Raw genomic sequence first — 25,977 nt, 5'->3', positions numbered from 1 at the left:
CGTCCCAGGGGGTGCGGTCCGCCCTGGCGGCGCACCCCCCTGGTTGCGCGTACCGTCGCCCCGGAGTACCACGTGTACTCCGGGGCGACGTGTTCCCCGGCCGGCGTGCGGTGGCCGGGGACGGTCGGTTGGGTTCCGAGCAGTGGTGATGGAGGACGGGACAGTGGGACGACTCTTCGGTACGGACGGCGTACGCGGGGTGGCGAACGAGGGCCTGACGGCCGAGCTGGCGCTCGGGCTGTCGGTCGCGGCGGCACACGTGCTGGGCGAGGCCGGTGCCTTCGACGGGCACCGCCCGGTCGCGGTGGTCGGCCGTGACCCGCGCGCCTCGGGCGAGTTCCTGGAGGCCGCCGTCATCGCCGGCCTGGCGAGCGCCGGCGTCGACGTGCTCCGGGTCGGCGTCCTGCCCACCCCGGCCGTGGCGTACCTCACCGGCGCGCTCGGCGCCGACTTCGGCGTGATGCTGTCCGCCAGCCACAACGCGATGCCCGACAACGGCATCAAGTTCCTCGCCCGCGGCGGCCACAAGCTGGACGACCGCATCGAGGACGCGATCGAGAACCACTACCGGACGTACTCCATCGGCAGTGACGAGTGGCAGCGCCCGACCGGCGCGGCCGTCGGCCGGGTCCGCGAGTACACCGAGGGCTTCGACAAGTACGTCGCCCACCTGATCGGCGTGCTGCCCAACCGCCTCGACGGCATCAAGGTCGTCATCGACGGCGCCCACGGCGCGGCCGCCTACGTCGCCCCCGAGGCCTTCGCCCGGGCCGGCGCCGAGGTCGTCCACACCCTGGGGGCCGAGCCCACCGGCCTCAACATCAACGACGGCGTCGGCTCCACCCACCTGGACCGGCTGCGCGCCGCCATGAAGGAGCACCGCGCCGACCTCGGCATCGCGCTGGACGGCGACGCCGACCGCTGCCTGGCCGCCGACGCGGACGGCGACGAGGTGGACGGCGACCAGATCATCGCGATCCTGGCCGTCGCCATGAAGGAGGCCGGCACCCTGCGCGGCAACACCGCCGTCGCCACCGTGATGTCCAACCTGGGCTTCAAGCTGGCGATGCAGCGCGAGGGCATCGAGCTGGTGGAGACCGCCGTCGGCGACCGCTACGTGCTGGAGGCCATGAAGGAGCACGGCTTCGCGCTGGGCGGCGAGCAGTCCGGCCACGTCATCCTGCTCGACCACGCCACCACCGGCGACGGCACCCTGACCGGCCTCATGCTGGGCGCCCGACTGGCCGCCACCAAGCAGCCGCTGGCCGACCTCGCCGCCGTGATGACCCGGCTGCCGCAGCAGCTGATCAACGTCAAGGGCGTCGACAAGGCCCGGGTGGCGACCAGCACCGGGCTGGCCGCCGCCGTCGCCGAGGCCGAGACCGAGCTGGGCTCCACCGGCCGGGTGCTGCTGCGCCCGTCCGGCACCGAGCCCCTGGTCCGGGTCATGGTCGAGGCCGCCGACGCGGTGCAGGCGGAGGCCGTCGCCCAGCGACTGGCCGAGGCCGTGCGGACCCACCTGGGCTGAGCCCGTCCCACCCCACGTCGAAGGGGCCCCCGCCGAGTCGGCGGGGGCCCCTTCGGGCTGGTCGCGGTGCGGGCGCTCCTCGGCGCGGGCCGTCAGAGCTTGCGCAGCAGTGCCCGGCGGACCTTGTGGTCCGAGCCCTTCTGCAGGATCAGGGTGGCCCGGCCCCGGGTCGGCAGCACGTTCTCCAGCAGGTTGGGCCGGTTGATGGTGCGCCAGACCTGCCGGCCGTACTCCATCGCCTCCTCCTCCGGCACCTCGGTGAAGCGGCGGAAGTAGGAGTTCGGGTCCTGGAAGGCGGTCTGACGGAGCTTGCGGAACCGGTCCAGGTACCAGTGCTCGATGTCGTCGGTGCGGGCGTCGACGTAGATCGAGAAGTCGAAGTAGTCGGCCACCGCCAGCCGGGTCCGCCCGTCGGTGCCGGGCAGCGCCGGCTGCAGGACGTTCAGGCCCTCGACGATCAGGATGTCCGGGCGCTCCACGGTGAGCCGCTCGTCCGGCACGATGTCGTACACCAGGTGCGAGTACACCGGGGCGGTGACGCGGTCCTTGCCCGCCTTCACGTCCGCGACGAAGCGCATCAGCGCCCGGCGGTCGTACGACTCGGGGAAGCCCTTGCGGGCCATCAGGCCGCGGCGGCGCAGCTCGGCGTTGGGGAGCAGGAAGCCGTCGGTGGTGACCAGTTCGACCCGCGGGTGCTCGGGCCAGCGGGCGAGCAGGGCCTGCAGCAGACGGGCGGTGGTCGACTTGCCGACCGCGACCGAGCCGGCCACGCCGATGATGAACGGCGTGCGGGTGCGCTCGGTGTCCGGCGTGTCCAGGAAGGTGCCCAGCGCGCCGCGCAGGTCGTGCGTGGCGTGGATGTACAGGTTGAGCAGCCGGGACAGCGGCAGGTAGACGTCGCGCACCTCGTCCAGGTCGAGGGCCGTGCCGAGTCCGCGCAGCCGCTCCACCTCCTCGGCGGTCAGCGGCAGCGGCGTACGCTCGCGCAGCGCGCTCCACTCGGCCCGGCTGAGGTCCACGTAGGGGGACGGCGACGGGCCGGCCGAGGTGGCGCCCCGCGTACAGAGTTCGGTCAGCACATGCTCCATTGTGAGCCGTAGCGGCGTTCACGGTGGTTGTGGTGTCGGTCACGCACTGTTCCCCCAAGGCGGGAAAAGGGCCCCAGAACCGCCCTTATGCTGGCACGCATGTGCGGAATTGTTGGATACGTGGGCGCGCAGTCCGCCCTCGACGTAGTAATCGCAGGCCTGCAGCGACTGGAGTACCGGGGCTACGACTCGGCCGGTGTCGCGGTGCAGGCGCAGGACTCCGACGGGCAGTGGAGTCTGGTCACCGACAAGCGGGCCGGCAAGCTCGCCAACCTGGAGAAGTCGCTCGCCGAGACCCCTCTGCCCGGCGGCACCACCGGCATCGGCCACACCCGCTGGGCCACCCACGGCGGCCCGACGGACGCCAACGCCCACCCCCACCTGGACGACGACCTGCGGGTCGCCGTCGTCCACAACGGCATCATCGAGAACTTCGCGCAGCTGCGCGCCGAGATCGCCGAGCGCGGCCACACCCTCCGCTCCGAGACCGACACCGAGGTCGTCGCCCACCTGCTGGGCGAGGCCTACCAGGGCGACCTCGCCGAGGCCATGCGGGTGGTCTGCCGCCGCCTGGACGGCGCGTTCACCCTGGTGGCCGTGCACGCGGACGCGCCGGACGTCGTCGTCGGCGCCCGCCGCAACTCGCCGCTGGTGGTCGGGCGCGGCGAGGGCGAGAACTTCCTCGCCTCCGACGTCGCCGCGTTCATCGCGCACACCCGCGAGGCGATCGAGCTGGGCCAGGACCAGGTCGTCGAGCTGCGCCGGGAGGGCGTGACCGTCACCAACTTCGACGGCACCCCGGCCGACGTGCGCGAGTACCACGTGGACTGGGACGCCTCGGCCGCCGAGAAGGGCGGCTACGACTACTTCATGCTCAAGGAGATCGCCGAGCAGCCGAAGGCCGTCGCCGACACCCTCCTCGGCCGGATCGGCACCGACGGCCGGCTCACCCTCGACGAGCTGCGCATCTCGGACGCCGACCTGCGTTCGGTCGACAAGGTCGTCATCGTCGCCTGCGGCACCGCGTTCCACGCCGGCATGATCGCCAAGTACGCGATCGAGCACTGGACCCGCATCCCCTGCGAGGTCGAGGTCGCGTCCGAGTTCCGCTACCGCGACCCGATCATGGGCCCGGGCACGCTGGTCATCGCCATCTCGCAGTCCGGCGAGACCATGGACACGCTGATGGCGCTGCGGCACGCCCGCGAGCAGGGCGCCAAGGTGCTGGCGATCTGCAACACCAACGGCTCCACCATCCCGCGCGAGTCGGACGCCGTGCTCTACACGCACGCCGGCCCCGAGGTCGCCGTCGCCTCCACCAAGGCGTTCCTGACCCAGCTGGTGGCCTGCTACCTGGTCGCCCTGTACCTGGGCCAGGTCCGCGGCACCAAGTGGGGCGACGAGATCTTCACCATCATCCGCGAGCTCGGCGACGCGCCGAAGCAGGTGGAGCAGGTGCTGGAGACCATGGAGCCGGTGCGCGAGCTGGCCCGCTCCCTGGCCGACGCCCGCTCGGTGCTGTTCCTCGGCCGCCACGTCGGCTTCCCGGTGGCCCTGGAGGGCGCGCTCAAGCTCAAGGAGCTGGCGTACATGCACGCCGAGGGCTTCGCGGCGGGCGAGCTCAAGCACGGTCCGATCGCGCTGATCGAGGAGGGCCTGCCGGTCGTCGTGGTCGTGCCCTCGCCGCGTGGCCGCTCGATCCTGCACGACAAGATCGTCTCCAACATCCAGGAGATCCGGGCCCGCGGCGCCCGCACCATCGTCATCGCCGAGGAGGGCGACGAGGCGGTCGTCCCGTACGCGGACCACCTGATCCGCATCCCGGCCACCCCGACGCTGCTGCAGCCGCTGGTCTCCACCGTCCCGCTGCAGGTCTTCGCCTGCGAGCTGGCCACGGCCAAGGGCCACGAGGTCGACCAGCCGCGCAACCTGGCGAAGTCGGTCACCGTCGAGTAGCACGCGCTCGTCGGCAACGGCGCCCCTGCGGTGGCTGCGTCCTACCGCAGGGGCGCCGTGTCGAGCGCGAACGAGAACGGGGCGGGCAGGTCGATCGACTTGCCGAACCCGACCTGGGTGCGAGTGACGTAGTCGCCGTCCTGAGGGTGGGTGAACAGAGTGACCATGCCCTGGCCGCGGTCGATCAGCAGGTAGCAGGGGATCTCAGCGGTGGCGTAGCCCCTGCGCTTGGATTCGCGGTCCTTGTGCGGGTTGGTCGAGGTGATCTCGAAGACGAGCAGGACACCCCCGGCCGGGGCCCAGGAGTCCGCGTTCTCGAAGTGGCCGACCGGGCTCACCGTGCCGTCGGGAATGAAACGGTTCTTGGGCGACACGATCAGACCCTTGTTCCCCGAGAGGTCCAGATCGATCGCCGCCTTGCGGAAGAACTGCCTGGCGAGCAGCGAGAACGCCGTTTCGTGGGCTCCGTCCGGCGGTGGCGTCACGATGATCTCCCCTTCGATGAACTCGGCCTTGCTGCCCATCGGGGTGTCCAGCTCCAGGAACGCCTGGAGGAGGTTGTCCTCGCCCATCGGGTGCTCGATTGCCGGCATGGCGACCATGGCCCTTCTCCCTCCTGTGGGTCCGTGCCGGGCGACAAACTACGGGTGCGAACCGGCGCGGGCGGGGGATCGATGTGGGTGTCACTCGAAAGTGTGCCGCAGGGCGGGCTCCCGCGGGGCGGGGGCGCGGGCTAGCGTCGGTGGGAGCCGACCGCTGAAGGAGCCCTCGCATGCGCCACGCCCATCGCGTCGAAGTCGTCCGGGCCGCCGAGGGCGAGCTGATCGCCCGGCTGCCGGAGGGGACGCTGATGCAGCGCGCGGCGGCCGGGCTGGCCGCGACCTGCGCCCGGCTGCTGACCCGGGTCCGCGGGCGGGTGTACGGCAGCCGGGTGGTGGTGCTGGCGGGCAGCGGGGACAACGGGGGTGACGCCCTGTACGCCGGGGCGGCACTGGCCCGGCGCGGGGCGCGGGTGACGGCGGTGCTGCTCGCGCCGGAGCGGGTGCACGCGGGCGGGCTGGCCGCGGTGCGGGCCGCCGGCGGGCGAGTGGTGGTGGATCAGGAAGTCGGCCTGGCCGACTTCTCGTGCGCGGACCTCGTGCTGGACGGCATCGTCGGCATCGGGGGCCGCGGCGGGCTGCGCCCCGGGGCCGTGCCCTACGCCCGTGCCGGGAGGCGCGGGACGGTGGTGGCCGTCGACCTGCCCAGCGGCGTGGACGCCGACACCGGCGAGGTGCCCGGCGTGGCGCTGCGGGCGGACGTCACGGTCTGCTTCGGCACCTACAAGCCAGGCCTGCTGGTGGACCCGGGGGCCTCCTACGCGGGCGCCGTCCAGCTGGTCGGGATCGGACTGGAGCCGCCCGAGCCCGAGGTGACGGCCCTGCAGCACGCGGACGTGGCGGCGCTGCTGCCGCAGCCGGGCGCGGAGAGCGACAAGTACCGGCGCGGCGTCGTGGGGGTGGCGGCCGGCTCGGCGACGTACCCGGGCGCGGCCGTGCTGGCGGTCGCCGGGGCGCTGCGCGGGGGCGCCGGCGCCGTCCGGTACGTCGGCACGGCGGCCGAGGAGGTGGTGCGGCGGTTCCCGGAGGCGCTGGTCACCGAGGGCGGACCGGCCGGCGCGGGCCGGGTGCAGGCGTGGGTGGTCGGCCCGGGCGGCGGCGACGGCGCGCGGCAGGCGCTGGCCGAGGCGCTGGCGGCCGACGTCCCGGTGCTGGTGGACGCGGACGGGCTGACCGAACTGGCCCGGCTCGGCCCGGACGCGCTGGCCGGCCGGACGGCCCCGACCCTGCTCACCCCGCACACCGGCGAGGCCGCCCGCCTCCTCGCCGGCGCCGACGGCACCGCGCCGCCGAGCGCCGACGCGCTGGCGGCCACCCGGCTGGCCACCGCCCGCCGGCTGGCGGCCGCCTACCGGGCGACGGTCCTGCTGAAGGGCTCCACCACGGTGGTCGCCGACCCGGGCGGCGCCGTCCGGGTCAACCCGACCGGCAGCTCCTGGCTGGCCACCGCTGGCAGCGGGGACGTCCTGGCGGGCCTGGCGGGCTCCCTGCTGGCGGCCGGTCTGGCTCCGCTGGACGCCGCCTCGGCGGCGGCCTACCTGCACGGCCTGGCGGGCCGGGAGGCGGCGGGCGAGCCGGGCGCGCCGGTGACGGCGCTCGGGGTCGCGGAGGCGCTGCCCGGAGCCTGGCGGTCCGTCCGGCGGGGCTGAACGGGCGGCGGGGGAGCGGAACCGACCCGTCCGTCCCGGGCGTCCGGAACAGGGTGACGAGCGGTCCTGCGCAGGTCGGCGCGGTGCGGGGAGGCCGGGCGCCGGCCGCCGCGCCGACGGGCCGTTCGGCGAGGACTCCGGGACGTCTGGGAGACTGACCCTGATGACAACTGCGAACACGACCGGCACGGCCACCCTCACCGACGGCGTACGGGCCGAGGCGACCATCGATCTGGCCGCTCTGCGCGGCAACCTCGCCGCGCTGCGCGAACGCGTCGGCAGCGCGGCGGTGATGCTCGCGGTCAAGGCGGACGCCTATGGCCACGGCGCGGTCGAGTGCGCCCGCGAGGCGGTCGCGAACGGGGTCGGCTGGCTCGGTTGCGCCACGCCCGAGGAGGCGCTGGCGCTGCGGGCCGCGGGCATCCGCCCGGAGCAGGCCCGGATCCTGTGCTGGCTGTGGACGCCGGGCGGGCCGTGGCGGGAGGCGCTGCGTGCGGACCTCGACATCTCGGTCAGCGGCCAGTGGGCGCTGGACGAGCTGCTGCCCGCCGTCCGGGAGACCGGTGTCCCGGCCCGGGTGCACCTGAAGGCGGACACCGGCCTGGGCCGCAACGGCTGCCAGCCGCACGACTGGCCGCGACTGGTGGCGGCGGCCCGCCACGCCGAGGCCGAGGGCCTGCTGACCGTGGTCGGCGTCTGGTCGCACTTCGCCGCCGCCGACGAACCGGGGCACCCGTCGATCCAGGCCCAGCTGGACTCCTTCCAGGTCGCGCTGGAGCAGGCCGAGGCGGCCGGGCTGCGCCCCGAGGTGCGGCACCTGGCGAACTCGCCGGCCACCCTGCTGCTGCCGGGCTCGCACTTCGACATGGTCCGCACCGGTCTGGCCGCGTACGGGCTGTCGCCGGTGCCCGAGGTGGGCTCGCCGGCGGACTTCGGGCTGCGCCCGGTGATGGCGCTGACCGCGCGGCTGGCGCTGGTCAAGCACGTCCCGGGTGGGCACGGCGTCAGCTACGGCCACCACTACGTGACGCCGGGCCCGACCACGCTGGGCCTGGTCCCGGTCGGCTACGGAGACGGCGTCCCGCGGCACGCCAGCGGCACCGGACCGGTGCAGATCGGCGGCAAGTGGCGCACCGTGGCCGGCCGGGTGGCGATGGACCAGTTCGTCGTGGACCTGGGCGGGGACGTCCCCGAGGTCGGCGACGAGGTGCTGCTGTTCGGCAGCGGCGAGCGCGGGGAGCCGACCGCCGAGGACTGGGGCCGGGCCTGCGGCACCATCTCGTACGAGATCGTCACCCGGATCGGCGCCCGGGTGCCGCGCCGCTACCTGGGCGGCAGCCACCTCGCGGGCCTGACGGCATGACGGAGGGACCGGACGGGAGCAGCCCGGTCGCGGCGGTGGCCAAGGCGGCCGGTGCGGCCTCCGGGGTGAGCCGGGCGGGCGTGATCGGGATCTCGGTCGGCGTGCTGGCGGCCGGTGCGGCCGCGGGCGTGGCGATCGAGCGGCTGACCGGCGCCCGGGCGACCCGCCGCCGGGCCCGCGCCCAGCTGGACGCCGAGGCCCCCTACGGTTCGCTGCGCGGGCGCCCGCGCCGGGTGGCCGCACCGGACGGCACCGAGCTGTACGTCGAGCTGGACGGCCTCGCCGCCGAGCCGTCCGGAGCCGCCGGCACCGGCGCCGAGCCGCTGACGGTGGTGTTCTGCCACGGCTACTGCCTCAACCAGGACAGCTGGCACTTCCAGCGGGCCGCACTGCGCGAGAGCGCCCGGCTGGTCTTCTGGGACCAGCGCAGCCACGGCCGCTCCGAGCGCTCCCGCTCCTTCCTGGCCGGTGAGCCGGCCAGCATCGACCAGCTGGGCGGCGACCTCAAGGCCGTGATCGACGCCGTCGCCCCGACCGGGCCGCTGGTGCTGGTCGGCCACTCGATGGGCGGCATGACGGTGATGGCGCTGGCCGACCAGTTCCCGGAGCTGTTCCGGGAGCGCGTCGCCGGGGTGGCCCTGATCGGCACCCTGGCGGGGGACTGGAACGAGGTCAGCCTCGGCCTGCCGTCGGCCGGCGCGAAGCTGTTCAAGCGGGTCGCCCCCGGGGTGATGCGGGTGCTCGGCCGCCAGGTCGAGCTGGTGGAGGCGACCAGGCGGCTGGGCGCGGACGTCGCCGCCGTCTTCTACCGGCGGTTCTCCTTCGGCGGCCGGGACGTCGACCCCGGCGTGGTGCGCTTCGCCGAGCAGCTGCTGGACGCCACCCCGATCGACGTGGTCGCCGAGTTCTACCCGGTCTTCGGGGCGCACGAGAAGTACGGGGCACTGGCCGCCCTGCGCGGCCTGCCGGCGCTGGTGCTGGCCGGCACGAAGGACCTGCTGACGCCCTCGGCGCACAGCGAGGCGATGGCCGAGCGGCTGCCGGGCGCCGAGCTCGTCCTCGCGGAGGGGGCCGGACACCTGGTGATGCTGGAGTGCCCGGAGCTGGTCGACCAGGAGTTGACGGCGCTGCTGCGCCGGGCCGCGGACTTCGCCGGCGCCGCGCCGCCGCCGGGGGCCGCACCGCCGCCCGGTGCCGTCCTCGATCCGTCCTGAGCCCCGGCCCGCCGCCGCGGGCCCCCGCGCGGCGCACGCCGGGCCGGTGATGTGGCACGGTAGCGGGGGCGGCCGGTGGTCGGCGCGCCGCACGGACCGAAGGGCACGACACGCGCATGGGCACGCACGCCACTCTGACCGTCCCCACCCCGGAGCGGATGGGCCGGCTCGGCCGGGAGCTGGCCGCCCTGCTGCGGCCGGGCGACCTGGTGCTGCTCTCCGGTGAGCTGGGGGCGGGGAAGACCACGCTGACCCGCGGCCTGGGGGAGGGGCTGCAGGTCCGCGGCGCGGTGACCTCGCCGACCTTCGTGATCGCCCGGGTGCACCCGTCGCTGGTCGGCGGCCCGGCGCTGGTCCACGTGGACGCGTACCGGCTCGGCGGGGACCTGGACGAGATGGAGGACCTCGACCTGGACGTCTCGCTGCCCGAGTCCGTGGTCGTGGTCGAGTGGGGCGAGGGCAAGGTCGAGCGGCTGTCCGACGACCGTCTGGAGGTGCGGATCGAGCGCGCCCTGGGCGACGGCGCCGACGGGGACGACCTGGACCCCCGCCGGGTGCTGCTGACGGGCGTCGGCCCGCGTTGGACGGGTGTCGCCCTGGAGGCGCTCGCCTGAGCCGTCCGGGCGCGCGGGCGTCCGGGGGATGCCCGGGCTCCGGGGGCTCCGGGGCGATCGGCGCGCGACGGGGCGCCCACCCCGGGCGTGCGCCGTTTTGCCGACAGGCTGTCGGGAAGTGTTGCGGGCGGGGTGCCGGGCGTGGTGGGATGGTTGCTGCGGTTAGGTCTGCCTAACTAGGGAGGCGCCATGTCGAGCACCACCCCCGCCCCGGAGCGCGCCGTGCGCGGCACCGGGGCCGGAGAGTCCGCCCGTCGCGCCCAGGGGGCGCCGATGCGGGCCCTGCTGGCCGCCTGCGCGGCCGCCGAGGCGGTGTCCACCCCGCCCGAGCCGGAACCCCGCCCGGCCGTGGAGCCGGAGAGCGGAGCTCCCCGGGCCGCGTGATCCGGCGCCGGGCCACCGCGACCCGCCGTCAGGCGACCACGACCACCTTGGTGCCGTTCGGCGCGAAGTCCCAGAGCAGCTGACCGTCCGGTCGGCCGCTGCGGATGCCGCCGGTCTTGGCCTTCGGGTCGGCGGTCACCGTCGCGCCGTCCATGGCGGCGCTGAAGCCGAACACCACGCCGTTCTGCTGCGCGAAGCGCACCACGTGCTCGATCGGCCGGCCGTCCGTGCCGGTGGTGTTGGGCGTGCGGCTGTAGACCGCGTAGCTGCCCGGGGCGGGCTCGACCGAGCCCGGGGTGACCTGGAAGGCGGCCGCGACCTGCGGGTTCTTCTTCGGGTCGACCAGCCAGACGTAGTGGCTGCCGACCGAGTAGACCACCCGGGTGCCGCTGCCGGAGGTCGTCGGGAGCGCCGGGACCGTCGGGGTCGCCGACGCGGTCGGCGTCGCGGAGACGGCCGGCCCGCTGGACGTCGTGGTGCTGGCGGCGGGCTTCGCGCCGCCCGCCCGGTCCTGTGCGCCGTTGGCCTGGAAGGCCAGCAGGCTCACCACCGCCAGGGCCCCCAGGGTCAGCCCCGTGACCACCACTCCAGGACCCATCTTCGCCACGTCGCGCTCCCGCCGCCGTCCCTTTACGTACGGGCCCCATCGTGCCAGGTCCGCCCGGCCGGTTCGCAGCGGCTCGGATGTGTGTTCCTCGGTGGCACACCCTCACGATCGGCCGATCGTCCGGTCGGAGCAGCCTCGGTCTAACCTTGACCCGTGCTGCTGCTCGCGTTCGACACCGCCACCCCCGCCGTCACCGCCGCCGTCCACGACGGCACGGCCGTCCTCGCCGAGACCCAACAGGTCGACGCCCGGCGCCACGGCGAACTGCTCCTGCCCGCGATCGACGGCGTGCTCCGGTCGGCCGGCGTCGACAAGCAGCAGCTCACCGGCATCGCGGTGGGCGTCGGCCCCGGCCCCTACACCGGCCTGCGGGTCGGCCTGGTGACCGCCGCCGCGCTCGGCCACGCGCTCGGACTGCCGGTGCACGGCGTCTGCACCCTGGACGCGATCGCCTTCCAGGCGCGCGCCGAGGGCCTGGCCGGGGAGCCGTTCACCGTCGCCACCGACGCGCGCCGCAAGGAGGTCTACTGGGCCTCGTACGACGCCGACGGCCGGCGCACGGAGGGCCCCGCCGTGGACCGCCCGGCCGAGCTGACCCCGGGCCCGTGCGCGGTCGGGGCCGGGGCGCTGCTCTACCCCGACGCCTTCCCCGGCGCGCACGGCCCCGAGCACGTGTCGGCCGGCGCCCTGGCCGGCTTCGCCGCCGCCGAGCTGGCCGCCGGGCGCGAGCTGCTGCCGAACGTCCCGCTGTACCTGCGCCGCCCGGACGCCCAGGTCCCGGCCGGCTACAAGGCGGTGCTCCCGGCGTGAACCACGGCACCACCCTGCGCCCGATGCGCTGGTGGGACATCGATCCGGTGATGGAGCTGGAGCTGGAGCTCTTCCCCGAGGACGCGTGGTCCCACGGGATGTACTGGTCCGAACTGGCCGAGACCCACCCCGGCGGCACCCGCCACTACACCGTCGCCACCGCCGCGGACGGCAGGATCGTCGGCTACGCCGGACTGATGGCCGTCGCCGGCGAGGGCGACGTCCAGACCATCGCCGTCGACGGCCGCCACCAGGGCGGCGGCCTCGGCACGGCGCTGCTCACCGACCTGATCCGGGAGGCCGCCCGGCGCGGCTGCGCCGAACTGCTGCTGGAGGTGCGGGTGGACAACCCGCGCGCCCAGCGGCTGTACGAGCGCCACGGCTTCGAACCGGTGGGCATCCGGCGCGGCTACTACCAGCCCGCCAACGTCGACGCGCTGGTGATGCGCCTCGACCTCCCGAGCACTGACAGCACTGACCCGAAGGACATTGAGGACACCCGCCATGGCTGACGAACCGCTCGTCCTCGGCATCGAGACCTCCTGCGACGAGACCGGCGTCGGCATCGTGCGCGGCACCACGCTGCTCGCCGACGCGGTCGCGTCCAGCGTCAACGACCACGCCCGCTTCGGCGGCGTCGTCCCGGAGATCGCCAGCCGCGCCCACCTGGAGGCGATGGTCCCCACCATCCAGCGCGCCCTGGACACCGCCGGGGTCAAGGCGAGCGACCTGGACGGCATCGCGGTCACCGCCGGCCCCGGCCTGGCCGGCGCGCTGCTGGTCGGCGTCAGCGCCGCCAAGGCGTACGCCTGGGCGCTCGACAAGCCGCTGTACGGGGTCAACCACCTCGCCTCGCACATCTGCGTCGACCAGCTGGAGCACGGCCGGCTGCCCTCGCCGACGATGGCGCTGCTGGTCTCCGGCGGGCACTCCTCGCTGCTGCTCAGCGAGGACATCACCACCGACGTCCGGCCGCTCGGCGCGACCATCGACGACGCGGCCGGCGAGGCCTTCGACAAGGTGGCCCGGGTGCTCGGCCTGGGCTTCCCGGGCGGCCCGGTGGTCGACCGCACCGCCCGCGAGGGCGACCGCAAGGCGATCGCCTTCCCGCGGGGTCTGAGCGGGAAGAACGACCCGGCGTACGACTTCTCCTTCTCCGGCCTGAAGACCGCCGTCGCCCGCTGGGTGGAGGCCAAGCGCCGGGCCGGCGAGGAGGTGCCGATCGCCGACGTGGCGGCGTCCTTCCAGGAGGCCGTCACCGACGTGCTCACCCGCAAGGCCGTCAAGGCGTGCAAGGAGAACGGCGTCGACCACCTGATGATCGGCGGCGGGGTGGCCGCCAACTCGCGGCTGCGCGAGATGGCCCAGCAGCGCTGCGACCGGGCCGGGATCCGGCTGCGGGTGCCCCGGCCGGGCCTGTGCACCGACAACGGCGCGATGGTGGCGGCGCTCGGCTCCGAGATGGTCTGGCGCGGTCGCACGCCGTCCGCCTTCGACCTGTCCGCCGACTCCTCGCTGCCGGTGACCGAGGTGCACGTCCCGCACACGGGCCTGCACGGCCAGGCCTACGACGCCCTCGGCGGTGGCACGTCATGACCGTCGCCGCCATGTGGGAGGCCCGGGCCGCCGACGGCCGCGGGGCCGAACTCACCGCCTGGGTGCGGGAGGTGGCGCTGCCGGCGCTGCGCGGCTCGGCCGGGCTGGAGCGCACCGAGCTGTTCGGCGCGCCCGGTGAGCGGGTGCTGCTGATCACCTGGTGGGCCGGCGAGGCCGTACCGGTCGCCGAACCGCCGGCCGAACTGCTCGGCCGCCCGGTGCACCGCTGGTCCTTCACCAGTCAACACGTCGAGTAGGGCCTCACCGGGAACCGCGACCCGGCCCGTTACCGTGCATAGCTGATAAGAAGCTGGACGGATCCGGGGAGCGCGGTGCGGTGAGCAGGGACGGGCGGAGCAGGACCAGGACGTACGCGGTGGGGGCGCTGGCCCTGCTGGCCCTGGCCACCGGATGCGGGGACAACGGCGGCGGCACCGCCGCCGCCCCGGCCCCTGCCGGGACCTCGGCGGGCGTGCCGCAGCCCACCGGCGGCGCCGCGTCGACCGGCCCGGCCGGCACGCCCGCCCCCGCCCCGGCGGCCGGTGACGCGGCGGCCTGGGCGAAGTGGAACCTCAAGCCGCTGGCGCCGGCCCCCGCACCGCCCGCCGACAAGCCCGTCAAGCTCGAACGGACGGGCACCGTACCGGTGTTCAGCGACATCAAGACGAGCGACAAGGTCGTCTTCATCACCATCGACGACGGCGCCGAGAAGGACCCGAAGTTCGTCGAGATGCTGACCGAGCTGAAGGTGCCGATCTCGATGTTCCTGACCAAGGACATCGTCAAGAACGACTACGGCTACTTCAAGCCGCTGCAGGCCCTGGGCAACCACATCCAGAACCACACCGTCAGCCACCCGGTGATGAGCAAGATCCCGCCGGAGAAGCAGAAGTCCGAGATCTGCGACGACCAGGCCGCGCTCACCCAGCAGTACGGCACCGCCCCGCTGCTGTTCCGCCCGCCCTTCGGCGACGGCGCCAACACGCCGACCCTGAACACCTCGGTGCAGCAGTGCGGCCCGCGCGCGATCGTGCTGTGGCGCGAGTCGATGCAGATCCACGACATGCAGTACCAGGCGGCCGACAAGAAGCTGAAGTCCGGTGACATCATCCTGGCGCACTTCCGTGGCCCCAAGGAGCTCAAGGGCGCCACGATGACCCAGATGTTCGCCGACCTGCTGGCCCGGATCCAGGAGCAGGGCTTCTCGGTGGCCCGGCTGGAGGACTACATCCAGCCCCCGGCCTCCTAGGAGCCGTCCGGGAGCCGCCCGGCGGCCCGTCAGGCCGGGTGGCCGAGCATCATCAGCGGGCCGTGGTCGGTGCGGCTGAGGATCACCGTGACGGAGTTCGGGCCCGAGGGCTTGAGCTGGCGGCGCAGCTCCTCCGGGGTGATCGCCATCCCGCGCTTCTTGATCACCACCGTGCCGACCCCGCGCTCGCGCAGCAGCGCCTTCAGCTTCTTGATGTGGAACGGCAGCACGTCGGTGAGCTCGAAGGCGTGCGCGTACGGGGTGGGGACCAGGCGGTCCGAGGTGAGGTAGGCGATCTTCGGGTCGATCAGCCGGCCGCCCACCTGCTCGGCCACCTCGGCCACCAGGTGGGCCCGGATCACCGCGCCGTCCGGCTCGTACAGGTAGCGCCCGACCGGGCCGGCCGGCGGGTCGGGCAGGTCGCCGCCGGTCAGGCTGGCGGCCTGCGGCAGCAGGGTGGCGCGGTGCGGTCGGGAGGCCCCGGTGCCGAACCAGAGCACCGCCTCCTTGACGTCGCCGTGGTCGGAGACCCACTCCGCCTCGGCGTCGGCCGGGACGGCCTCGTGCGGAATGCCCGGGGCGACCTTCAGCGCGCCGATCGGGGTCCGGCGCCCGGCCTCGATCGCCCAGGACAGCGGCGGGGCGTACGCCTCGGGGTCGAACACCCGGCCGCGGGCGGTCCGCCGGGCCGGGTCGGTGAACACCGCGTCGTAGCCGGTCACGTCCACGTCGGCGACGTCCGCGCACTCCACCCGGACCAGGTCGGACAGGCCCAGCGCGGCCGCGTTGGCGGCGGTGGCCGCGCAGGCCGCCGGGTCCCGGTCGACGGCCAGCACCTCGATGCCGGCCCGGGCCAGCGCCAGGACGTCCCCGCCGATGCCGCAGCACAGGTCGGCCAGGCGCCGGACGCCCAGGTCGGCGAAGCGGCGCGCCCGCCACTCGGCCACGCTGCGCCGGGTGGACTGCTCGACGCCGTTGGGCGTGAAGTACATGAGGTCGGCGTCCGCCCCGAACTTCGCCCGCGCCCGCTGCCGCAGCCGGGCCTGTCCGAACGCCGCCGACACCAGCTCCGCCGGGTGCCCCCGCCGCAGCCGGGTGGCCAGCGCCAGCTCCTCCTCGGGCGCGAACTCGCGCAGCTCGGCGAGCAGGGCCTGGCCTTCGGCGGTCAGCAGGGGCTGGAGGTTCTCGGTGTCCACGGGCCCATTCTGACCGGTTCCGGAGGAACCCCGCGGATCCCGGCCAGCCGCGGCGGAGCGGGAGGGCGGGGCGGGCCCGGGCGCCGGCGCCGACCCGGATCCCGGTCGGCGCCCGGCGGTTTCGGACCGGCCGCCGCGGAGCAGGAAGGCGGTGACCGGCACGGCGCCGGGCAGCGGGCCGGGCGACGCCTCCCCGGCCTCCCCGGCCGCACATGTGTACGACCACCCGTCCGTTGCCGGGATCCGCGGGCGCGCCGTTGGCACTCTGGTTGACTGAGTGCTAACACGGGCCTATGGTCGTCCTTGGCACTCCCCACTGGGGGAGTGCTAACGCGAAGACGCGTGCCTGACCCCCGCGACGGCAGGCCCGCAGGTTCGCTCCTACCCGTTAGAAACCCCGTAATCTCCGAAGGGGAGCTCGGACGTGACCACCAGCAGCAAGGTTGCCATCAAGCCGCTTGAGGACCGCATCGTGGTCCAGCCGCTCGACGCCGAGACCACCACGGCCTCCGGCCTGGTTATCCCGGACACCGCCAAGGAGAAGCCCCAGGAGGGCGTCGTCCTGGCCGTCGGCCCGGGCCGCTTCGAGGATGGCCAGCGTCTGCCGCTCGACGTCGCCGTCGGTGACATCGTCCTGTACTCGAAGTACGGCGGCACCGAGGTGAAGTACCAGGGCGAGGAGTACCTCGTCCTCTCCGCCCGCGACGTTCTCGCCATCATCGAGAAGTAAGTCGTCCCGACCCGCCCCGGATCCGTGTCACTTCGTGACAGTGGCCCGGGGCGTGGTCGTTGGTTCACGTAATCCGGCGACCGGTGGGCCGGTCGCAGCCCCGAAGGAATAGGGAACATGGCGAAGATCCTGCAGTTCGACGAGGACGCCCGCCGCTCGCTGGAGCGCGGTGTCAACAAGCTGGCCGACACCGTCAAGGTGACCATCGGCCCCAAGGGCCGCAACGTCGTCATCGACAAGAAGTTCGGCGCCCCGACCATCACCAACGACGGTGTCACCATCGCCCGTGAGGTCGAGCTGGACGACCCGTACGAGAACCTCGGCGCGCAGCTCGTCAAGGAGGTCGCCACCAAGACGAACGACGTCGCGGGTGACGGCACCACCACCGCCACCGTGCTGGCCCAGGCCCTGGTCAACGAGGGCCTGCGCAACGTCGCCGCCGGTGCCGGCCCGGCCGCCCTGAAGAAGGGCATCGACAAGGCCGTCGCCGCCGTCTCCGAGCACCTGCTGTCCGTCGCCCGCGAGATCGAGGGCAAGGACGACGTCGCCGCCGTCGCGTCCCTCTCCGCGCAGGACACCCAGGTCGGTGAGCTGATCGCCGAGGCGATCGACAAGGTCGGCAAGGACGGTGTCATCACCGTCGAGGAGTCGAACACCTTCGGCGTGGAGCTGGACTTCACCGAGGGCATGCAGTTCGACAAGGGCTACCTGTCGCCGTACTTCGTCACCGACGCGGAGCGTCAGGAGGCGGTCCTCGAGGACCCGTACATCCTGATCAACCAGGGCAAGATCTCCTCCATCCAGGAGCTGCTGCCGCTGCTGGAGAAGATCCTGCAGGGCGGGGCCTCCAAGCCGCTGCTGATCATCGCCGAGGACGTCGACGGCGAGGCGCTGTCCACCCTCGTGGTGAACAAGATCCGCGGCACCTTCAACGCCGTCGCCGTCAAGGCCCCGGGCTTCGGCGACCGCCGCAAGGCGATCCTCGGCGACCTGGCCACCCTGACCGGCGGCACGGTCATCTCCGAGGAGGTCGGCCTCAAGCTCGACCAGGTCGGCCTGGACGTGCTGGGCACCGCCCGCCGCGTGACCATCACCAAGGACGAGACCACCGTCGTCGACGGCGCCGGTGACGCCGAGGCCGTCGCCGGCCGCGTCGCCCAGATCAAGGGCGAGATCGCCGCGACCGACTCCGACTGGGACCGCGAGAAGCTGCAGGAGCGCCTGGCCAAGCTGGCCGGCGGCGTCTGCGTCATCAAGGTCGGCGCCGCCACCGAGGTGGAGCTGAAGGAGCGCAAGCACCGCCTCGAGGACGCCATCTCGGCGACCCGCGCCGCGGTCGAGGAGGGCATCGTCGCCGGTGGTGGCGCCTCCCTCGTCCACGCCGCCAAGGTGCTGGAGGACGGCCTGGGCCTGTCGGGCGACGAGGCGACCGGTGTCGCGGTCGTCCGCAAGGCGCTGCACGAGCCGCTGCGCTGGATCGCCCAGAACGCCGGCCTCGAGGGCTACGTCATCACCCACAAGGTCGCCGAGCTGGAGACCGGCCACGGCTACAACGCGGCCACCGGCGAGTACGGCGACCTGCTGAAGGCCGGCGTCATCGACCCGGTCAAGGTCACCCGCTCCGCCCTGGAGAACGCCGCCTCGATCGCCTCCCTGCTGCTCACCACCGAGACCCTCGTGGTGGAGAAGAAGGAGGAGGAGGCCGACAACGGTCACTCCCACGGCGGCCACGGCCACTCGCACTGACGCCCGAACCGTCTGACCGGAGGCCCGGCCGCACCCCTCACGGGGCGCGGCCGGGCCTTCCGGCTGTGTTTTCGCCCGCTCGCGGGAGGAGGGCTCGGGGCGGGGCCGTCGGCCGTTGGCCTTCCGGCTGTGTTCCATCCTTCAACTATCAGTAGAATTTTGCGCACAGCAAAGATTGCCTTATAACTGAGGCATGATCGAGGCCCGCCACCTGCGCGTCCTGCGTGCCGTCGCCCGCACCGGCTCCTTCTCCGCCGCCGCCCGCGAGCTGGGGTGCACGCAGCCCGCCATCAGCCAGCAGATGAAGGCCCTGGAGAAGTCGGTGGACACTCCGCTGGTGGTCCGTTCGGGCCGGGGCATGCAGCTCAGCGAGGCCGGGCGGGTGCTGCTCAAGCACGCCACCGGGATCCTGGCCGGGCTCTCCGCGGCCGAGGAGGAGGTGGCCGCGATCGCCGGGCTGCGGGCCGGGCGGGTGCGGCTGGTCTCGTTCCCGACCGCGAGTTCCACCCTGGTGCCGCCCGCTGTCGCCCGGCTGCGGGACGGCCATCCGGGGGTGCGCGTGTCGCTGGTCGAGGCGGAGCCGCCGGAGTCGCTGGCGATGCTGCGCGGCGGTGAGTGCGAGATCGCGCTGGCCTTCCGGTACCCGCAGTCGAACGGTGCCGCGGCGCTGCCGGCGCCCGCCCACGGGACGCCGCGCGAGGCGCGGGCCGAGGCCAACCTGGAGGCGCAGCAGCTGAGCGCCGGCACCGACTGGTCCGATCTGGTGGTCACCCCGCTGCTCGACGACCCGCTGGTGGGGCTGCTGCCCGCCGCGCACCCGCTGGCGGGCCGCGGCGGGCCGGTGGGGCTGGCCGAGCTGGCGGAGGAGCAGTGGATCGCAGGCTGCCCGCAGTGCCGGGGGCACCTGGTGGAGCTGTGCGCGGGGGCGGGCTTCGAGCCGCGGATCGACTTCGCGACCGACGACTACCCGGCGGTGGTCGGCCTGGTGGCGGCCGGGCTGGGGGTGGCGGTGCTGCCCCGGCTGGCACTGGAGTCGGTGCGCCCCGACGGGGTGTCGACGGTGCCGGTGCGGACGGCCGCGGGGGCGCCGGCGGTGCGGCAGGTGGTCGCGCTGACCCTGCCGGACCTGGCCGAGGTGCCGGCCGTGGCGTTGATGCTGGAGCGCCTGGCGGGGGCGGCCGGCCGCTGAGGCCCGGCGGCCCCGCGGCGGCCCCGGGTGCCCCGGGAGCGGGGTGGAGCAGCCTGAGGCGCCGCGAAGAAACGTTTCTTCACGGCAGGCCGTCGAGGCGGGGCTAGCGCTGCGCGATGGCCGGCGGGGTCAGCGGGACCTCGACCAGCCGGTGCCGGGAGCGGCCCAGCATCTCCTCGCGCTCGTCCTCGGTCATCCCGCCCCAGACGCCGTACGGCTCGCGGACGGCGAGCGCGTGCGCCGCGCACTCGGTGATCACCGGGCAGCGCATGCAGACCTCCTTGGCGCTGGCCTCGCGCGAACTCCGCGCGGCCCCGCGTTCGCCCTCGGGGTGGAAGAAGAGCGAGCTGTCCACGCCACGGCAGGCTGCGGAGAGCTGCCAGTCCCACAGGTCCGCGTTGGGGCCGGGGAGGCGGGAGAAATCTGCCATGGCTCATTCCCTTCAGAGGCTCGCCCCCCGTGGGCCGGCGCTCGGCCGGCTGCTGCCGGGTGCGCGGCGGGGCGTCGATGCACTGGTGTGGACACCTGGAAATATGACTTACGGCAACTCCATGGACAAGTCACCCACAGAGTTGCACAACAGTCAATGACCATACGAAAGCTATAAAAACGGGCAAAGTGGGCAATGACTTCGACGGGCGCGGACGTGGCAATCGGGTGGCCGACGGGCGCGCGAGGCTCCGCACCGGTGTGCGGGTCGTACGCCCACCGCGCGCGAGCTGCGCAAAAGTGCGGCGTGTGCACCGCGATGCGGCTGATCGGTAATGAGTTGGCCACGTACAGTGGTGGAGATGGCCCTGAAGGCCGTAACTCATTCGAGTGACGGTCGTTGGAAGTGCGGAGGCGGTTAGCGGGCGCCGGACGTCGGGAACGATCGCGGGGAAGTTGAGGCGATCAGCACGGACTCTGTCGCCGATCGGCCGTGTCGGAGAGGTTCGTACCAGCCAGGAGGCTCAACGTGACGCGGATCAGCTGCGGAGGACGACGGTCATGACTTCCGTTCTCGTTTGCGACGATTCCCCGCTCGCCCGCGAGGCGCTTCGCCGCGCCGTCGCGACCGTACCCGGGGTGGACCGGGTCACCACCGCGACGAACGGGGAGGAGGTCCTCCGCCGCTGGGTGGCCGACCGCTCCGATCTCGTCCTGATGGACGTCCGGATGCCCGGCCTCGGCGGGGTCGAGACGGTCCGGCGGCTGCTGTCCGCCGATCCGGGCGCGCGGATCATCATGCTCACCGTCGCCGAGGACCTCGACGGCGTCGCGCTCGCGGTCGCCGCGGGCGCCCGCGGGTACCTGCACAAGGACGCCTCGCGCGCCGAGCTGCGGGCCACCGTCACCCAGGCGCTCGCCGACCCGACCTGGCGCCTCGCGCCGCGCCGGCTGCGCAGCCCCGACATGGGTGCCGCCCCCACCCTGACGGCGCGTGAGATCCAGGTGCTGGAGGGCATGAGCCACGGGCGCAGCAACGCCGAGATCGGCCGCGAGCTCTTCCTGTCCGAGGACACCGTCAAGACCCACGCCCGGCGGCTGTTCAAGAAGCTCGGGGCCTCCGACCGCGCGCACGCGGTGGCGCTGGGCTTCCGCTGGGGCCTGGTCCGCTGACCACCGCCGGCGCCGCCGGGTGCGGCGCGCCGCCGGTGGTTCCCGGGGCGGACGCCGTACGGGCGTGTGACGTTACGGTCCCGAGGTTGCACCATGGAGGAGTGGAGCACCTCGGGGACCAGCGGACAGGCACTGCGGCGAACCACGCAGCCGCAGGACACTCGGCGGACGGCGCGACGGACGGGACCGCCGACCTCGGCGGGGCGGGAGGCGGCACGGTGCAGGAGGGGCCGGTGGTGCGCGGCGGCACGCCGTACGGCGCCGCAGCGCATAACGTTCCGGTGCACAACTCCGGACGCGGTGCCGCGTTTTCCCGATCGACCAGGCACCATGGACCGATGCGCGACGACGTCGCCGGCGCGGCCGGCCAGGCGGACCCGGTGGAGGCCGAGCCCTCCGCCCCGGGTGGCGGTCCGTCGTACGCCGACCCGGGCGGTCCGGGCTCGGACCCGGGCCCCGACCGGCCCCCGGTGCTCGGCACGGGGAGTTCGCCGCTGGTGGGCGAGCTCGTCGCGGCCGCCGTCCGCGGTGAGGGCCCGGCCATCGACGCCCTGCTCGCCTACGTCCACCCGCTCGCGCTGCGCTACTGCCGCGGCCGGCTCGTCCGGCTGCCGGGTGGGGCCCGGCACCACGTGGACGACGTCGCGCAGGAGGTCTGCGTCGCGGTCCTGTGCGCGCTGCCCCGCTACAAGGACCAGGGGAGGCCGTTCGAGGCCTTCGTCTACGGCATCGCCGCGCACAAGATCGCCGATCTGCAGCGGGCCGCGATGCGCGGGCCCGGCTCGACCGTGATGCCGCAGGACGACCTGCCGGAGGTGCCGGACGAGGCGCTCGGCCCGGAGGAGCAGGCGCTGCTGAGCAGCGACGCGGCCTGGGCCAAGGAGCTGCTCTCCAACCTGCCGGCCCGTCAGCGCGAGCTGGTGCTGCTGCGGGTGGCCGCCGGGCTGTCGGCGGAGGAGACCGGCGAGGTGCTGGGGATGTCGCCCGGCGCCGTCCGGGTGGCGCAGCACCGCGCGCTCAGCAGGCTGCGGGCGCTCGCGGAGGAGTCCTCCTGAGCCGTCGGGCCCGCCGGAATGGGACGGCGGCGCCCGGTGTTGTCAAGGGCACACGAGGACACATTCCCGGTGCCAGTACCATGGGGTATCGGCGCCTGGGCGGGTTGCCAAAGTTTCGCGGGTGAGTGTGCGGTTCTCCTGGAGGTTCCTCCAAAACCACCCGGCTTTCGGCGGTCTGCGCGAGTGAGCGATGAACGCGCCCCCACCCTCAGGGCGTGAGCGGATTAGGCCGGCCACGGAAGGTACCCCCGAAATGTCTTACAACGCCGCAGGCGTACCCGAGAAGTTCGCCATGCTCGGGCTCACGTTCGACGACGTCCTGCTGCTGCCCGGGGCCTCCGCGGTGCTGCCGAACGAGGTGGACACCTCCTCGCGGATCTCCCGGAACGTCCGCGTCAACATCCCGCTGCTCTCCGCGGCGATGGACAAGGTCACCGAGGCCCGGATGGCCATCGCGATGGCCCGCCAGGGCGGCGTCGGCGTGCTGCACCGCAACCTGTCCGTCGAGGACCAGGCCAACCAGGTCGACCTGGTGAAGCGCTCCGAGTCCGGCATGGTCACCGACCCGATCACCGTCGGCCCGGACACCACGCTGGCCGAGGCCGACGCGCTGTGCGCCAAGTTCCGCATCTCCGGCGTGCCGATCGCCGACGAGGCCGGCAAGCTGCTCGGCATCGTCACCAACCGCGACATGGCCTTCGAGTCGGACCGCACCCGCCAGGTCCGCGAGATCATGACCCCGATGCCGCTGATCACCGGCAAGGTCGGCATCTCCGGCGAGGACGCGATGGCGCTGCTGCGCCGCCACAAGATCGAGAAGCTGCCGCTGGTCGACGACGAGGGCCGGATCAAGGGCCTGATCACCGTCAAGGACTTCGTCAAGGCCGAGAAGTACCCGAACGCCGCCAAGGACGCCGAGGGCCGTCTGCTGGTCGGTGCCGCCGTGGGCGCCAGCGCCGAGGCGTTCGACCGGGCCCAGGCCCTGGTCGAGGCGGGCGTGGACTTCCTCGTGGTGGACACCTCGCACGGGCACAGCCACAACGCGCTGGCCTGGATCGAGAAGATCAAGTCGGCCGTCGGCGTCGACGTGGTCGGCGGCAACGTCGCCACCCGGGACGGCGCCCAGGCGCTGATCGACGCCGGCGTGGACGGCGTCAAGGTCGGCGTCGGCCCCGGCTCCATCTGCACCACCCGCGTGGTCGCCGGCATCGGCGTCCCGCAGATCACCGCCATCTACGAGGCCGCGGTGGCCTGCCGGGCGGCCGGCGTGCCGGTCATCGGCGACGGCGGCCTGCAGTACTCCGGCGACATCGGCAAGGCCCTGGCCGCCGGTGCCGACACCGTGATGCTGGGCTCGCTGCTGGCCGGCTGCGAGGAGTCCCCGGGCGAGCTGCTGTTCATCAACGGCAAGCAGTTCAAGTCCTACCGCGGCATGGGCTCGCTGGGCGCCATGCAGTCCCGCGGCCAGGGCCGCTCGTACTCCAAGGACCGCTACTTCCAGGCCGAGGTGGCCTCGGACGACAAGCTCGTCCCCGAGGGCATCGAGGGCCAGGTGCAGTACCGCGGCCCGCTGTCGGCCGTGCTGCACCAGCTGGTCGGCGGCCTGCGCCAGACCATGGGCTACGTCGGCGCCGCCACCATCGCCGAGATGGAGAGCAAGGGCCGGTTCGTCCGGATCACCTCGGCGGGCCTCAAGGAGAGCCACCCGCACGACATCCAGATGACCGTCGAGGCGCCGAACTACTCGGCGCGCTGAGCCGCTGGACCGCTGAGAACCGGAGGGCCCGCCGTACGGCGGGCCCTCCGGCCTGTCCGGGGTCCGGGCCCTCGGGGCGCGGGCACCCCCGGTGCGGGATACTGGGTGCGGCCGGGGTGACCCGGCGGGCATGAGCAACAAACCAGAAGGGCTCGAAGTGACTGAGATCGAGATCGGGCGAGGCAAGCGCGGCCGACGGGCGTACTCCTTCGACGACATCGCCGTCGTCCCCAGCCGCCGTACCCGGGACCCGAAGGAGGTCTCGATCGCCTGGCAGATCGACGCCTACCGCTTCGAGCTGCCGTTCCTGGCCGCCCCCATGGACAGCGTGGTCTCGCCGCAGCAGGCCATCGCCATCGGCCGCCTCGGTGGTCTCGGCGTGCTGAACCTGGAAGGCCTCTGGACCCGCTACGAGGACCCGCAGCCGCTGCTCGACGAGATCGCCACGATCACCGACGAGGCCGCCGCGACCCGCCGCCTGCAGGAGATCTACTCCGCGCCGATCCGCGCCGAGCTGATCAAGCAGCGGATCCAGGAGGTCCGCGACTCCGGCGTGGTCACCGCCGCCGCCCTCTCGCCGCAGCGCACCGCCGAGTTCTCCAAGGCCGTCGTGGACGCCGGCGTCGACGTCTTCGTCATCCGCGGCACCACCGTCTCGGCCGAGCACGTCTCCAGCGGCGCCGAGCCGCTCAACCTCAAGCAGTTCATCTACGAGCTGGACGTCCCGGTGATCGTCGGCGGCTGCGCCACCTACACCGCGGCCCTGCACCTGATGCGCACCGGCGCGGCCGGCGTGCTGGTCGGCTTCGGCGGCGGCGCCGCCCACACCACCCGCAACGTGCTCGGCATCCAGGTGCCGATGGCCACCGCCGTCGCCGACGTGGCCGCGGCCCGCCGCGACTACATGGACGAGTCCGGCGGCCGCTACGTGCACGTGATCGCGGACGGCGGCGTCGGCTACAGCGGCGACATCCCGAAGGCCGTCGCCTGCGGCGCCGACGCGGTGATGATCGGTGCCGCGCTGGCCCGGGCCACCGACGCGCCCGGCAAGGGCTTCCACTGGGGCATGGAGGCCGTCCACGAGGAGCTGCCGCGCGGCAAGCGCGTCGACCTCGGCACGGTCGGCACCACCGAGGAGATCCTGACCGGCCCCTCGCACACCCCCGACGGCACCATGAACCTGTTCGGCGCGCTGCGCCGCGCGATGGCCACCACCGGCTACACCGAGCTCAAGGAGTTCCAGCGGGTCGAGGTGACCGTCAACCCGGCGCTCCACCACCGCTGAGCACCGCCCCCGGTCCGCTCCCGGGCCCCCGCCGGCACGCCGGCGGGGGCTCCGGCGCGTCCGGGGCCCCGACCCGTGGTCAGCCCCGGTTGACGGTGCGGCGGGTGAGCAGGAAGCCGCCGACCACCGCGATGCCGTAGAAGGCCAGGTCGAGGGTGCGCAGTTCGGCGCGCCAGTGCGCCAGCGCCTCGTGCGGCAGCCCGCGCGGGCCCGGGCCGGCCGCGTGCACCCGGCGGAGCTGGACCGTCAGCTGGCCGATCAGCAGCGAACCGGCCGAGAGCAGCGACCCGAGCAGCGGAAGCACCCGGCTGCGGCCGCCGAGCAGGCCCAGCGGCAGGGAGACCAGGGCGGCGAGCGCGATGGCCAGCCAGCCGAGGCTGTCCGCGGCCCGCAGCGGCGCGCAGCCGTAGGCCAGACCGCCGATCAGCCCGGCGAGGACGGCCAGGGCGACCGCCAGGGCGGTGCGGCGGCGCGGGCGGGCGTGCCGGACCCGGGGGGCCGGGTCGTATCCGGCCACCGGCGCACCGGGCATCCCGGGCGCGACGTAGCCCTCCGGGGCCTCCATGGCCGGCGCGACCGAGTAGTGCTGGGCGGTGCGCGGCCGTCCCGACTGGCCGTCAGCGCCCGGAGCGGGTGCGGTCATGGACGTCGGATCCCCCCGGGAAGACTACGAGCTGCCGAACGGTAGCAGTGTCTCGAACAGATCTTGGCGAGTTTTCGATCACAGATCGGGCACGGAGCGCCGCACCGCTTCCGCTATG

The 25,977-nt window shown here is 73.8% G+C and carries 25 protein-coding genes; 19 read left to right on the top strand and 6 right to left on the bottom strand.

Annotation, left to right across the window (positions count from 1 at the left end):
* The first annotated feature begins 163 nt into the window (after nt 1-163).
* On the top strand, nt 164-1,528 hold the full coding sequence (gene glmM, locus ACIA8Q_RS08940) for a phosphoglucosamine mutase (protein ID WP_360209064.1): 1,365 nt from the start codon (nt 164-166) through the stop codon (nt 1,526-1,528).
* A 92-nt stretch (nt 1,529-1,620) separates the two neighbouring features.
* Here the strand turns inward: glmM and coaA are convergent, their stop codons facing one another.
* Nucleotides 1,621-2,616, bottom strand: a complete 996-nt coding sequence (coaA, locus tag ACIA8Q_RS08935; RefSeq protein WP_360209062.1) for a type I pantothenate kinase — start codon at nt 2,614-2,616, stop codon at nt 1,621-1,623.
* Nucleotides 2,617-2,715: 99 nt separating this feature from the next.
* Here coaA and glmS point away from each other — a divergent pair, with 99 nt between their 5' ends.
* On the top strand, nt 2,716-4,572 hold the full coding sequence (gene glmS, locus ACIA8Q_RS08930) for a glutamine--fructose-6-phosphate transaminase (isomerizing) (protein WP_360209060.1): 1,857 nt from the start codon (nt 2,716-2,718) through the stop codon (nt 4,570-4,572).
* 41 nt (nt 4,573-4,613) lie between these two features.
* Here glmS and ACIA8Q_RS08925 read toward each other — a convergent pair whose 3' ends face one another.
* Nucleotides 4,614-5,174, bottom strand: a complete 561-nt coding sequence (locus ACIA8Q_RS08925; protein ID WP_360209058.1) for a Uma2 family endonuclease — start codon at nt 5,172-5,174, stop codon at nt 4,614-4,616.
* Nucleotides 5,175-5,344: 170 nt separating this feature from the next.
* Between ACIA8Q_RS08925 and ACIA8Q_RS08920 the strand changes: the two genes are divergently transcribed.
* The 5 genes from ACIA8Q_RS08920 to ACIA8Q_RS08900 all read left to right on the top strand — a co-directional run bounded on the left by ACIA8Q_RS08920 (nt 5,345) and on the right by ACIA8Q_RS08900 (nt 10,395).
* Nucleotides 5,345-6,820 carry an NAD(P)H-hydrate dehydratase gene (locus ACIA8Q_RS08920; protein ID WP_387901137.1) on the top strand — a complete coding sequence of 492 codons (1,476 nt, stop codon included), beginning with the start codon at nt 5,345-5,347 and terminating at the stop codon, nt 6,818-6,820.
* Between the two features lie 163 nt (nt 6,821-6,983).
* Entirely contained in the window at nt 6,984-8,183 is a 1,200-nt protein-coding gene (gene alr, locus ACIA8Q_RS08915; protein ID WP_360209052.1) for an alanine racemase, read from the top strand.
* The gene (locus tag ACIA8Q_RS08910; protein ID WP_360209050.1) at nt 8,180-9,397 is read left to right on the top strand and encodes an alpha/beta hydrolase; all 1,218 of its coding nucleotides are present in this window, start codon (nt 8,180-8,182) and stop codon (nt 9,395-9,397) included. Before alr ends, ACIA8Q_RS08910 begins: the two co-directional genes overlap by 4 nt.
* 116 nt (nt 9,398-9,513) lie before the next feature.
* The gene (gene tsaE, locus ACIA8Q_RS08905; RefSeq protein ID WP_360209048.1) at nt 9,514-10,011 is read left to right on the top strand and encodes a tRNA (adenosine(37)-N6)-threonylcarbamoyltransferase complex ATPase subunit type 1 TsaE; all 498 of its coding nucleotides are present in this window, start codon (nt 9,514-9,516) and stop codon (nt 10,009-10,011) included.
* 189 nt (nt 10,012-10,200) lie between these two features.
* Entirely contained in the window at nt 10,201-10,395 is a 195-nt protein-coding gene (locus tag ACIA8Q_RS08900; RefSeq protein WP_360209046.1) for a hypothetical protein, read from the top strand.
* Nucleotides 10,396-10,423: 28 nt separating this feature from the next.
* Here the strand turns inward: ACIA8Q_RS08900 and ACIA8Q_RS08895 are convergent, their stop codons facing one another.
* The gene (locus tag ACIA8Q_RS08895) at nt 10,424-10,993 is read right to left on the bottom strand and encodes a hypothetical protein (RefSeq protein ID WP_360209228.1); all 570 of its coding nucleotides are present in this window, start codon (nt 10,991-10,993) and stop codon (nt 10,424-10,426) included.
* Nucleotides 10,994-11,155: 162 nt separating this feature from the next.
* Between ACIA8Q_RS08895 and tsaB the strand changes: the two genes are divergently transcribed.
* The 5 genes from tsaB (at nt 11,156) to ACIA8Q_RS08870 (ending at nt 14,657) form a co-directional block, all read left to right on the top strand.
* Nucleotides 11,156-11,812: a tRNA (adenosine(37)-N6)-threonylcarbamoyltransferase complex dimerization subunit type 1 TsaB gene (tsaB, locus tag ACIA8Q_RS08890; protein ID WP_396316934.1), complete on the top strand. Its 657-nt coding sequence runs from the start codon at nt 11,156-11,158 to the stop codon at nt 11,810-11,812.
* 23 nt (nt 11,813-11,835) lie between these two features.
* Complete coding sequence (gene rimI, locus ACIA8Q_RS08885; RefSeq protein WP_360209225.1) at nt 11,836-12,324, top strand: ribosomal protein S18-alanine N-acetyltransferase; 489 nt, start codon at nt 11,836-11,838, stop codon at nt 12,322-12,324.
* The gene (gene tsaD / locus ACIA8Q_RS08880) at nt 12,317-13,408 is read left to right on the top strand and encodes a tRNA (adenosine(37)-N6)-threonylcarbamoyltransferase complex transferase subunit TsaD (RefSeq protein WP_396316933.1); all 1,092 of its coding nucleotides are present in this window, start codon (nt 12,317-12,319) and stop codon (nt 13,406-13,408) included. The genes rimI and tsaD overlap by 8 nt, the downstream gene beginning before the upstream one ends.
* Nucleotides 13,405-13,665, top strand: a complete 261-nt coding sequence (locus ACIA8Q_RS08875; protein WP_396316932.1) for a hypothetical protein — start codon at nt 13,405-13,407, stop codon at nt 13,663-13,665. Before tsaD ends, ACIA8Q_RS08875 begins: the two co-directional genes overlap by 4 nt.
* An 80-nt stretch (nt 13,666-13,745) precedes the next feature.
* Complete coding sequence (locus ACIA8Q_RS08870; RefSeq protein WP_360209036.1) at nt 13,746-14,657, top strand: polysaccharide deacetylase family protein; 912 nt, start codon at nt 13,746-13,748, stop codon at nt 14,655-14,657.
* Nucleotides 14,658-14,686: 29 nt separating this feature from the next.
* Here ACIA8Q_RS08870 and ACIA8Q_RS08865 read toward each other — a convergent pair whose 3' ends face one another.
* Entirely contained in the window at nt 14,687-15,853 is a 1,167-nt protein-coding gene (locus ACIA8Q_RS08865) for a methyltransferase domain-containing protein (RefSeq protein ID WP_360209033.1), read from the bottom strand.
* Nucleotides 15,854-16,277: 424 nt separating this feature from the next.
* Here ACIA8Q_RS08865 and groES point away from each other — a divergent pair, with 424 nt between their 5' ends.
* The 3 genes from groES to ACIA8Q_RS08850 all read left to right on the top strand — a co-directional run bounded on the left by groES (nt 16,278) and on the right by ACIA8Q_RS08850 (nt 19,518).
* The gene (gene groES / locus ACIA8Q_RS08860) at nt 16,278-16,583 is read left to right on the top strand and encodes a co-chaperone GroES (protein WP_014136232.1); all 306 of its coding nucleotides are present in this window, start codon (nt 16,278-16,280) and stop codon (nt 16,581-16,583) included.
* A gap of 117 nt (nt 16,584-16,700) precedes the next feature.
* Nucleotides 16,701-18,329, top strand: coding sequence for a chaperonin GroEL (gene groL, locus ACIA8Q_RS08855; RefSeq protein ID WP_360209031.1), 1,629 nt, complete (start codon nt 16,701-16,703; stop codon nt 18,327-18,329).
* 193 nt (nt 18,330-18,522) lie between these two features.
* Nucleotides 18,523-19,518 carry a LysR family transcriptional regulator gene (locus tag ACIA8Q_RS08850; protein WP_360209028.1) on the top strand — a complete coding sequence of 332 codons (996 nt, stop codon included), beginning with the start codon at nt 18,523-18,525 and terminating at the stop codon, nt 19,516-19,518.
* A 103-nt stretch (nt 19,519-19,621) separates the two neighbouring features.
* Here the strand turns inward: ACIA8Q_RS08850 and ACIA8Q_RS08845 are convergent, their stop codons facing one another.
* Complete coding sequence (locus ACIA8Q_RS08845; protein WP_360209025.1) at nt 19,622-19,948, bottom strand: WhiB family transcriptional regulator; 327 nt, start codon at nt 19,946-19,948, stop codon at nt 19,622-19,624.
* Nucleotides 19,949-20,508: 560 nt separating this feature from the next.
* Here ACIA8Q_RS08845 and ACIA8Q_RS08840 point away from each other — a divergent pair.
* The 4 genes from ACIA8Q_RS08840 (at nt 20,509) to ACIA8Q_RS08825 (ending at nt 25,216) form a co-directional block, all read left to right on the top strand.
* Nucleotides 20,509-21,120: a response regulator transcription factor gene (locus tag ACIA8Q_RS08840; protein WP_014136228.1), complete on the top strand. Its 612-nt coding sequence runs from the start codon at nt 20,509-20,511 to the stop codon at nt 21,118-21,120.
* Nucleotides 21,121-21,458: 338 nt separating this feature from the next.
* On the top strand, nt 21,459-22,175 hold the full coding sequence (shbA, locus tag ACIA8Q_RS08835; RefSeq protein ID WP_360209022.1) for an RNA polymerase sigma factor ShbA: 717 nt from the start codon (nt 21,459-21,461) through the stop codon (nt 22,173-22,175).
* Between the two features lie 253 nt (nt 22,176-22,428).
* Entirely contained in the window at nt 22,429-23,931 is a 1,503-nt protein-coding gene (guaB, locus tag ACIA8Q_RS08830; protein ID WP_360209020.1) for an IMP dehydrogenase, read from the top strand.
* Between the two features lie 157 nt (nt 23,932-24,088).
* Nucleotides 24,089-25,216 (top strand): GuaB3 family IMP dehydrogenase-related protein, encoded by a 1,128-nt coding sequence (locus tag ACIA8Q_RS08825; protein ID WP_360209017.1) that lies wholly within the window; start codon nt 24,089-24,091, stop codon nt 25,214-25,216.
* A 79-nt stretch (nt 25,217-25,295) separates the two neighbouring features.
* On the opposite strand, the gene ACIA8Q_RS08820 is transcribed toward ACIA8Q_RS08825, so the two are convergent.
* Nucleotides 25,296-25,859, bottom strand: a complete 564-nt coding sequence (locus tag ACIA8Q_RS08820) for a hypothetical protein (RefSeq protein ID WP_387901150.1) — start codon at nt 25,857-25,859, stop codon at nt 25,296-25,298.
* Nucleotides 25,860-25,977: the final 118 nt, after the last annotated feature.

The sequence above is a fragment of the Kitasatospora sp. NPDC051705 genome (assembly GCF_044453265.1).
Taxonomy (GTDB): Bacteria; Actinomycetota; Actinomycetes; order Streptomycetales; family Streptomycetaceae; genus Kitasatospora.
Note: the sequence above shows the minus strand (reverse complement) of the source record. Positions and strands in the feature narration are given on the sequence as shown.

What these genes read in the sequence shown, in the direction of transcription:
- coaA (WP_360209062.1), bottom strand. Translation starts at nt 2,616, where the DNA reads ATGGAGCATGTGCTGACCGAACTCTGTACGCGGGGCGCCACCTCGGCC.
- glmS (WP_360209060.1), top strand. Translation starts at nt 2,716, where the DNA reads ATGTGCGGAATTGTTGGATACGTGGGCGCGCAGTCCGCCCTCGACGTA.
- ACIA8Q_RS08925 (WP_360209058.1), bottom strand. Translation starts at nt 5,174, where the DNA reads ATGGTCGCCATGCCGGCAATCGAGCACCCGATGGGCGAGGACAACCTC.
- ACIA8Q_RS08920 (WP_387901137.1), top strand. Translation starts at nt 5,345, where the DNA reads ATGCGCCACGCCCATCGCGTCGAAGTCGTCCGGGCCGCCGAGGGCGAG.
- alr (WP_360209052.1), top strand. Translation starts at nt 6,984, where the DNA reads ATGACAACTGCGAACACGACCGGCACGGCCACCCTCACCGACGGCGTA.
- ACIA8Q_RS08910 (WP_360209050.1), top strand. Translation starts at nt 8,180, where the DNA reads ATGACGGAGGGACCGGACGGGAGCAGCCCGGTCGCGGCGGTGGCCAAG.
- tsaE (WP_360209048.1), top strand. Translation starts at nt 9,514, where the DNA reads ATGGGCACGCACGCCACTCTGACCGTCCCCACCCCGGAGCGGATGGGC.
- ACIA8Q_RS08900 (WP_360209046.1), top strand. Translation starts at nt 10,201, where the DNA reads ATGTCGAGCACCACCCCCGCCCCGGAGCGCGCCGTGCGCGGCACCGGG.
- ACIA8Q_RS08895 (WP_360209228.1), bottom strand. Translation starts at nt 10,993, where the DNA reads ATGGGTCCTGGAGTGGTGGTCACGGGGCTGACCCTGGGGGCCCTGGCG.
- rimI (WP_360209225.1), top strand. Translation starts at nt 11,836, where the DNA reads ATGCGCTGGTGGGACATCGATCCGGTGATGGAGCTGGAGCTGGAGCTC.
- tsaD (WP_396316933.1), top strand. Translation starts at nt 12,317, where the DNA reads ATGGCTGACGAACCGCTCGTCCTCGGCATCGAGACCTCCTGCGACGAG.
- ACIA8Q_RS08875 (WP_396316932.1), top strand. Translation starts at nt 13,405, where the DNA reads ATGACCGTCGCCGCCATGTGGGAGGCCCGGGCCGCCGACGGCCGCGGG.
- groL (WP_360209031.1), top strand. Translation starts at nt 16,701, where the DNA reads ATGGCGAAGATCCTGCAGTTCGACGAGGACGCCCGCCGCTCGCTGGAG.
- ACIA8Q_RS08850 (WP_360209028.1), top strand. Translation starts at nt 18,523, where the DNA reads ATGATCGAGGCCCGCCACCTGCGCGTCCTGCGTGCCGTCGCCCGCACC.
- ACIA8Q_RS08845 (WP_360209025.1), bottom strand. Translation starts at nt 19,948, where the DNA reads ATGGCAGATTTCTCCCGCCTCCCCGGCCCCAACGCGGACCTGTGGGAC.
- ACIA8Q_RS08840 (WP_014136228.1), top strand. Translation starts at nt 20,509, where the DNA reads ATGACTTCCGTTCTCGTTTGCGACGATTCCCCGCTCGCCCGCGAGGCG.
- shbA (WP_360209022.1), top strand. Translation starts at nt 21,459, where the DNA reads ATGCGCGACGACGTCGCCGGCGCGGCCGGCCAGGCGGACCCGGTGGAG.
- guaB (WP_360209020.1), top strand. Translation starts at nt 22,429, where the DNA reads ATGTCTTACAACGCCGCAGGCGTACCCGAGAAGTTCGCCATGCTCGGG.
- ACIA8Q_RS08820 (WP_387901150.1), bottom strand. Translation starts at nt 25,859, where the DNA reads ATGACCGCACCCGCTCCGGGCGCTGACGGCCAGTCGGGACGGCCGCGC.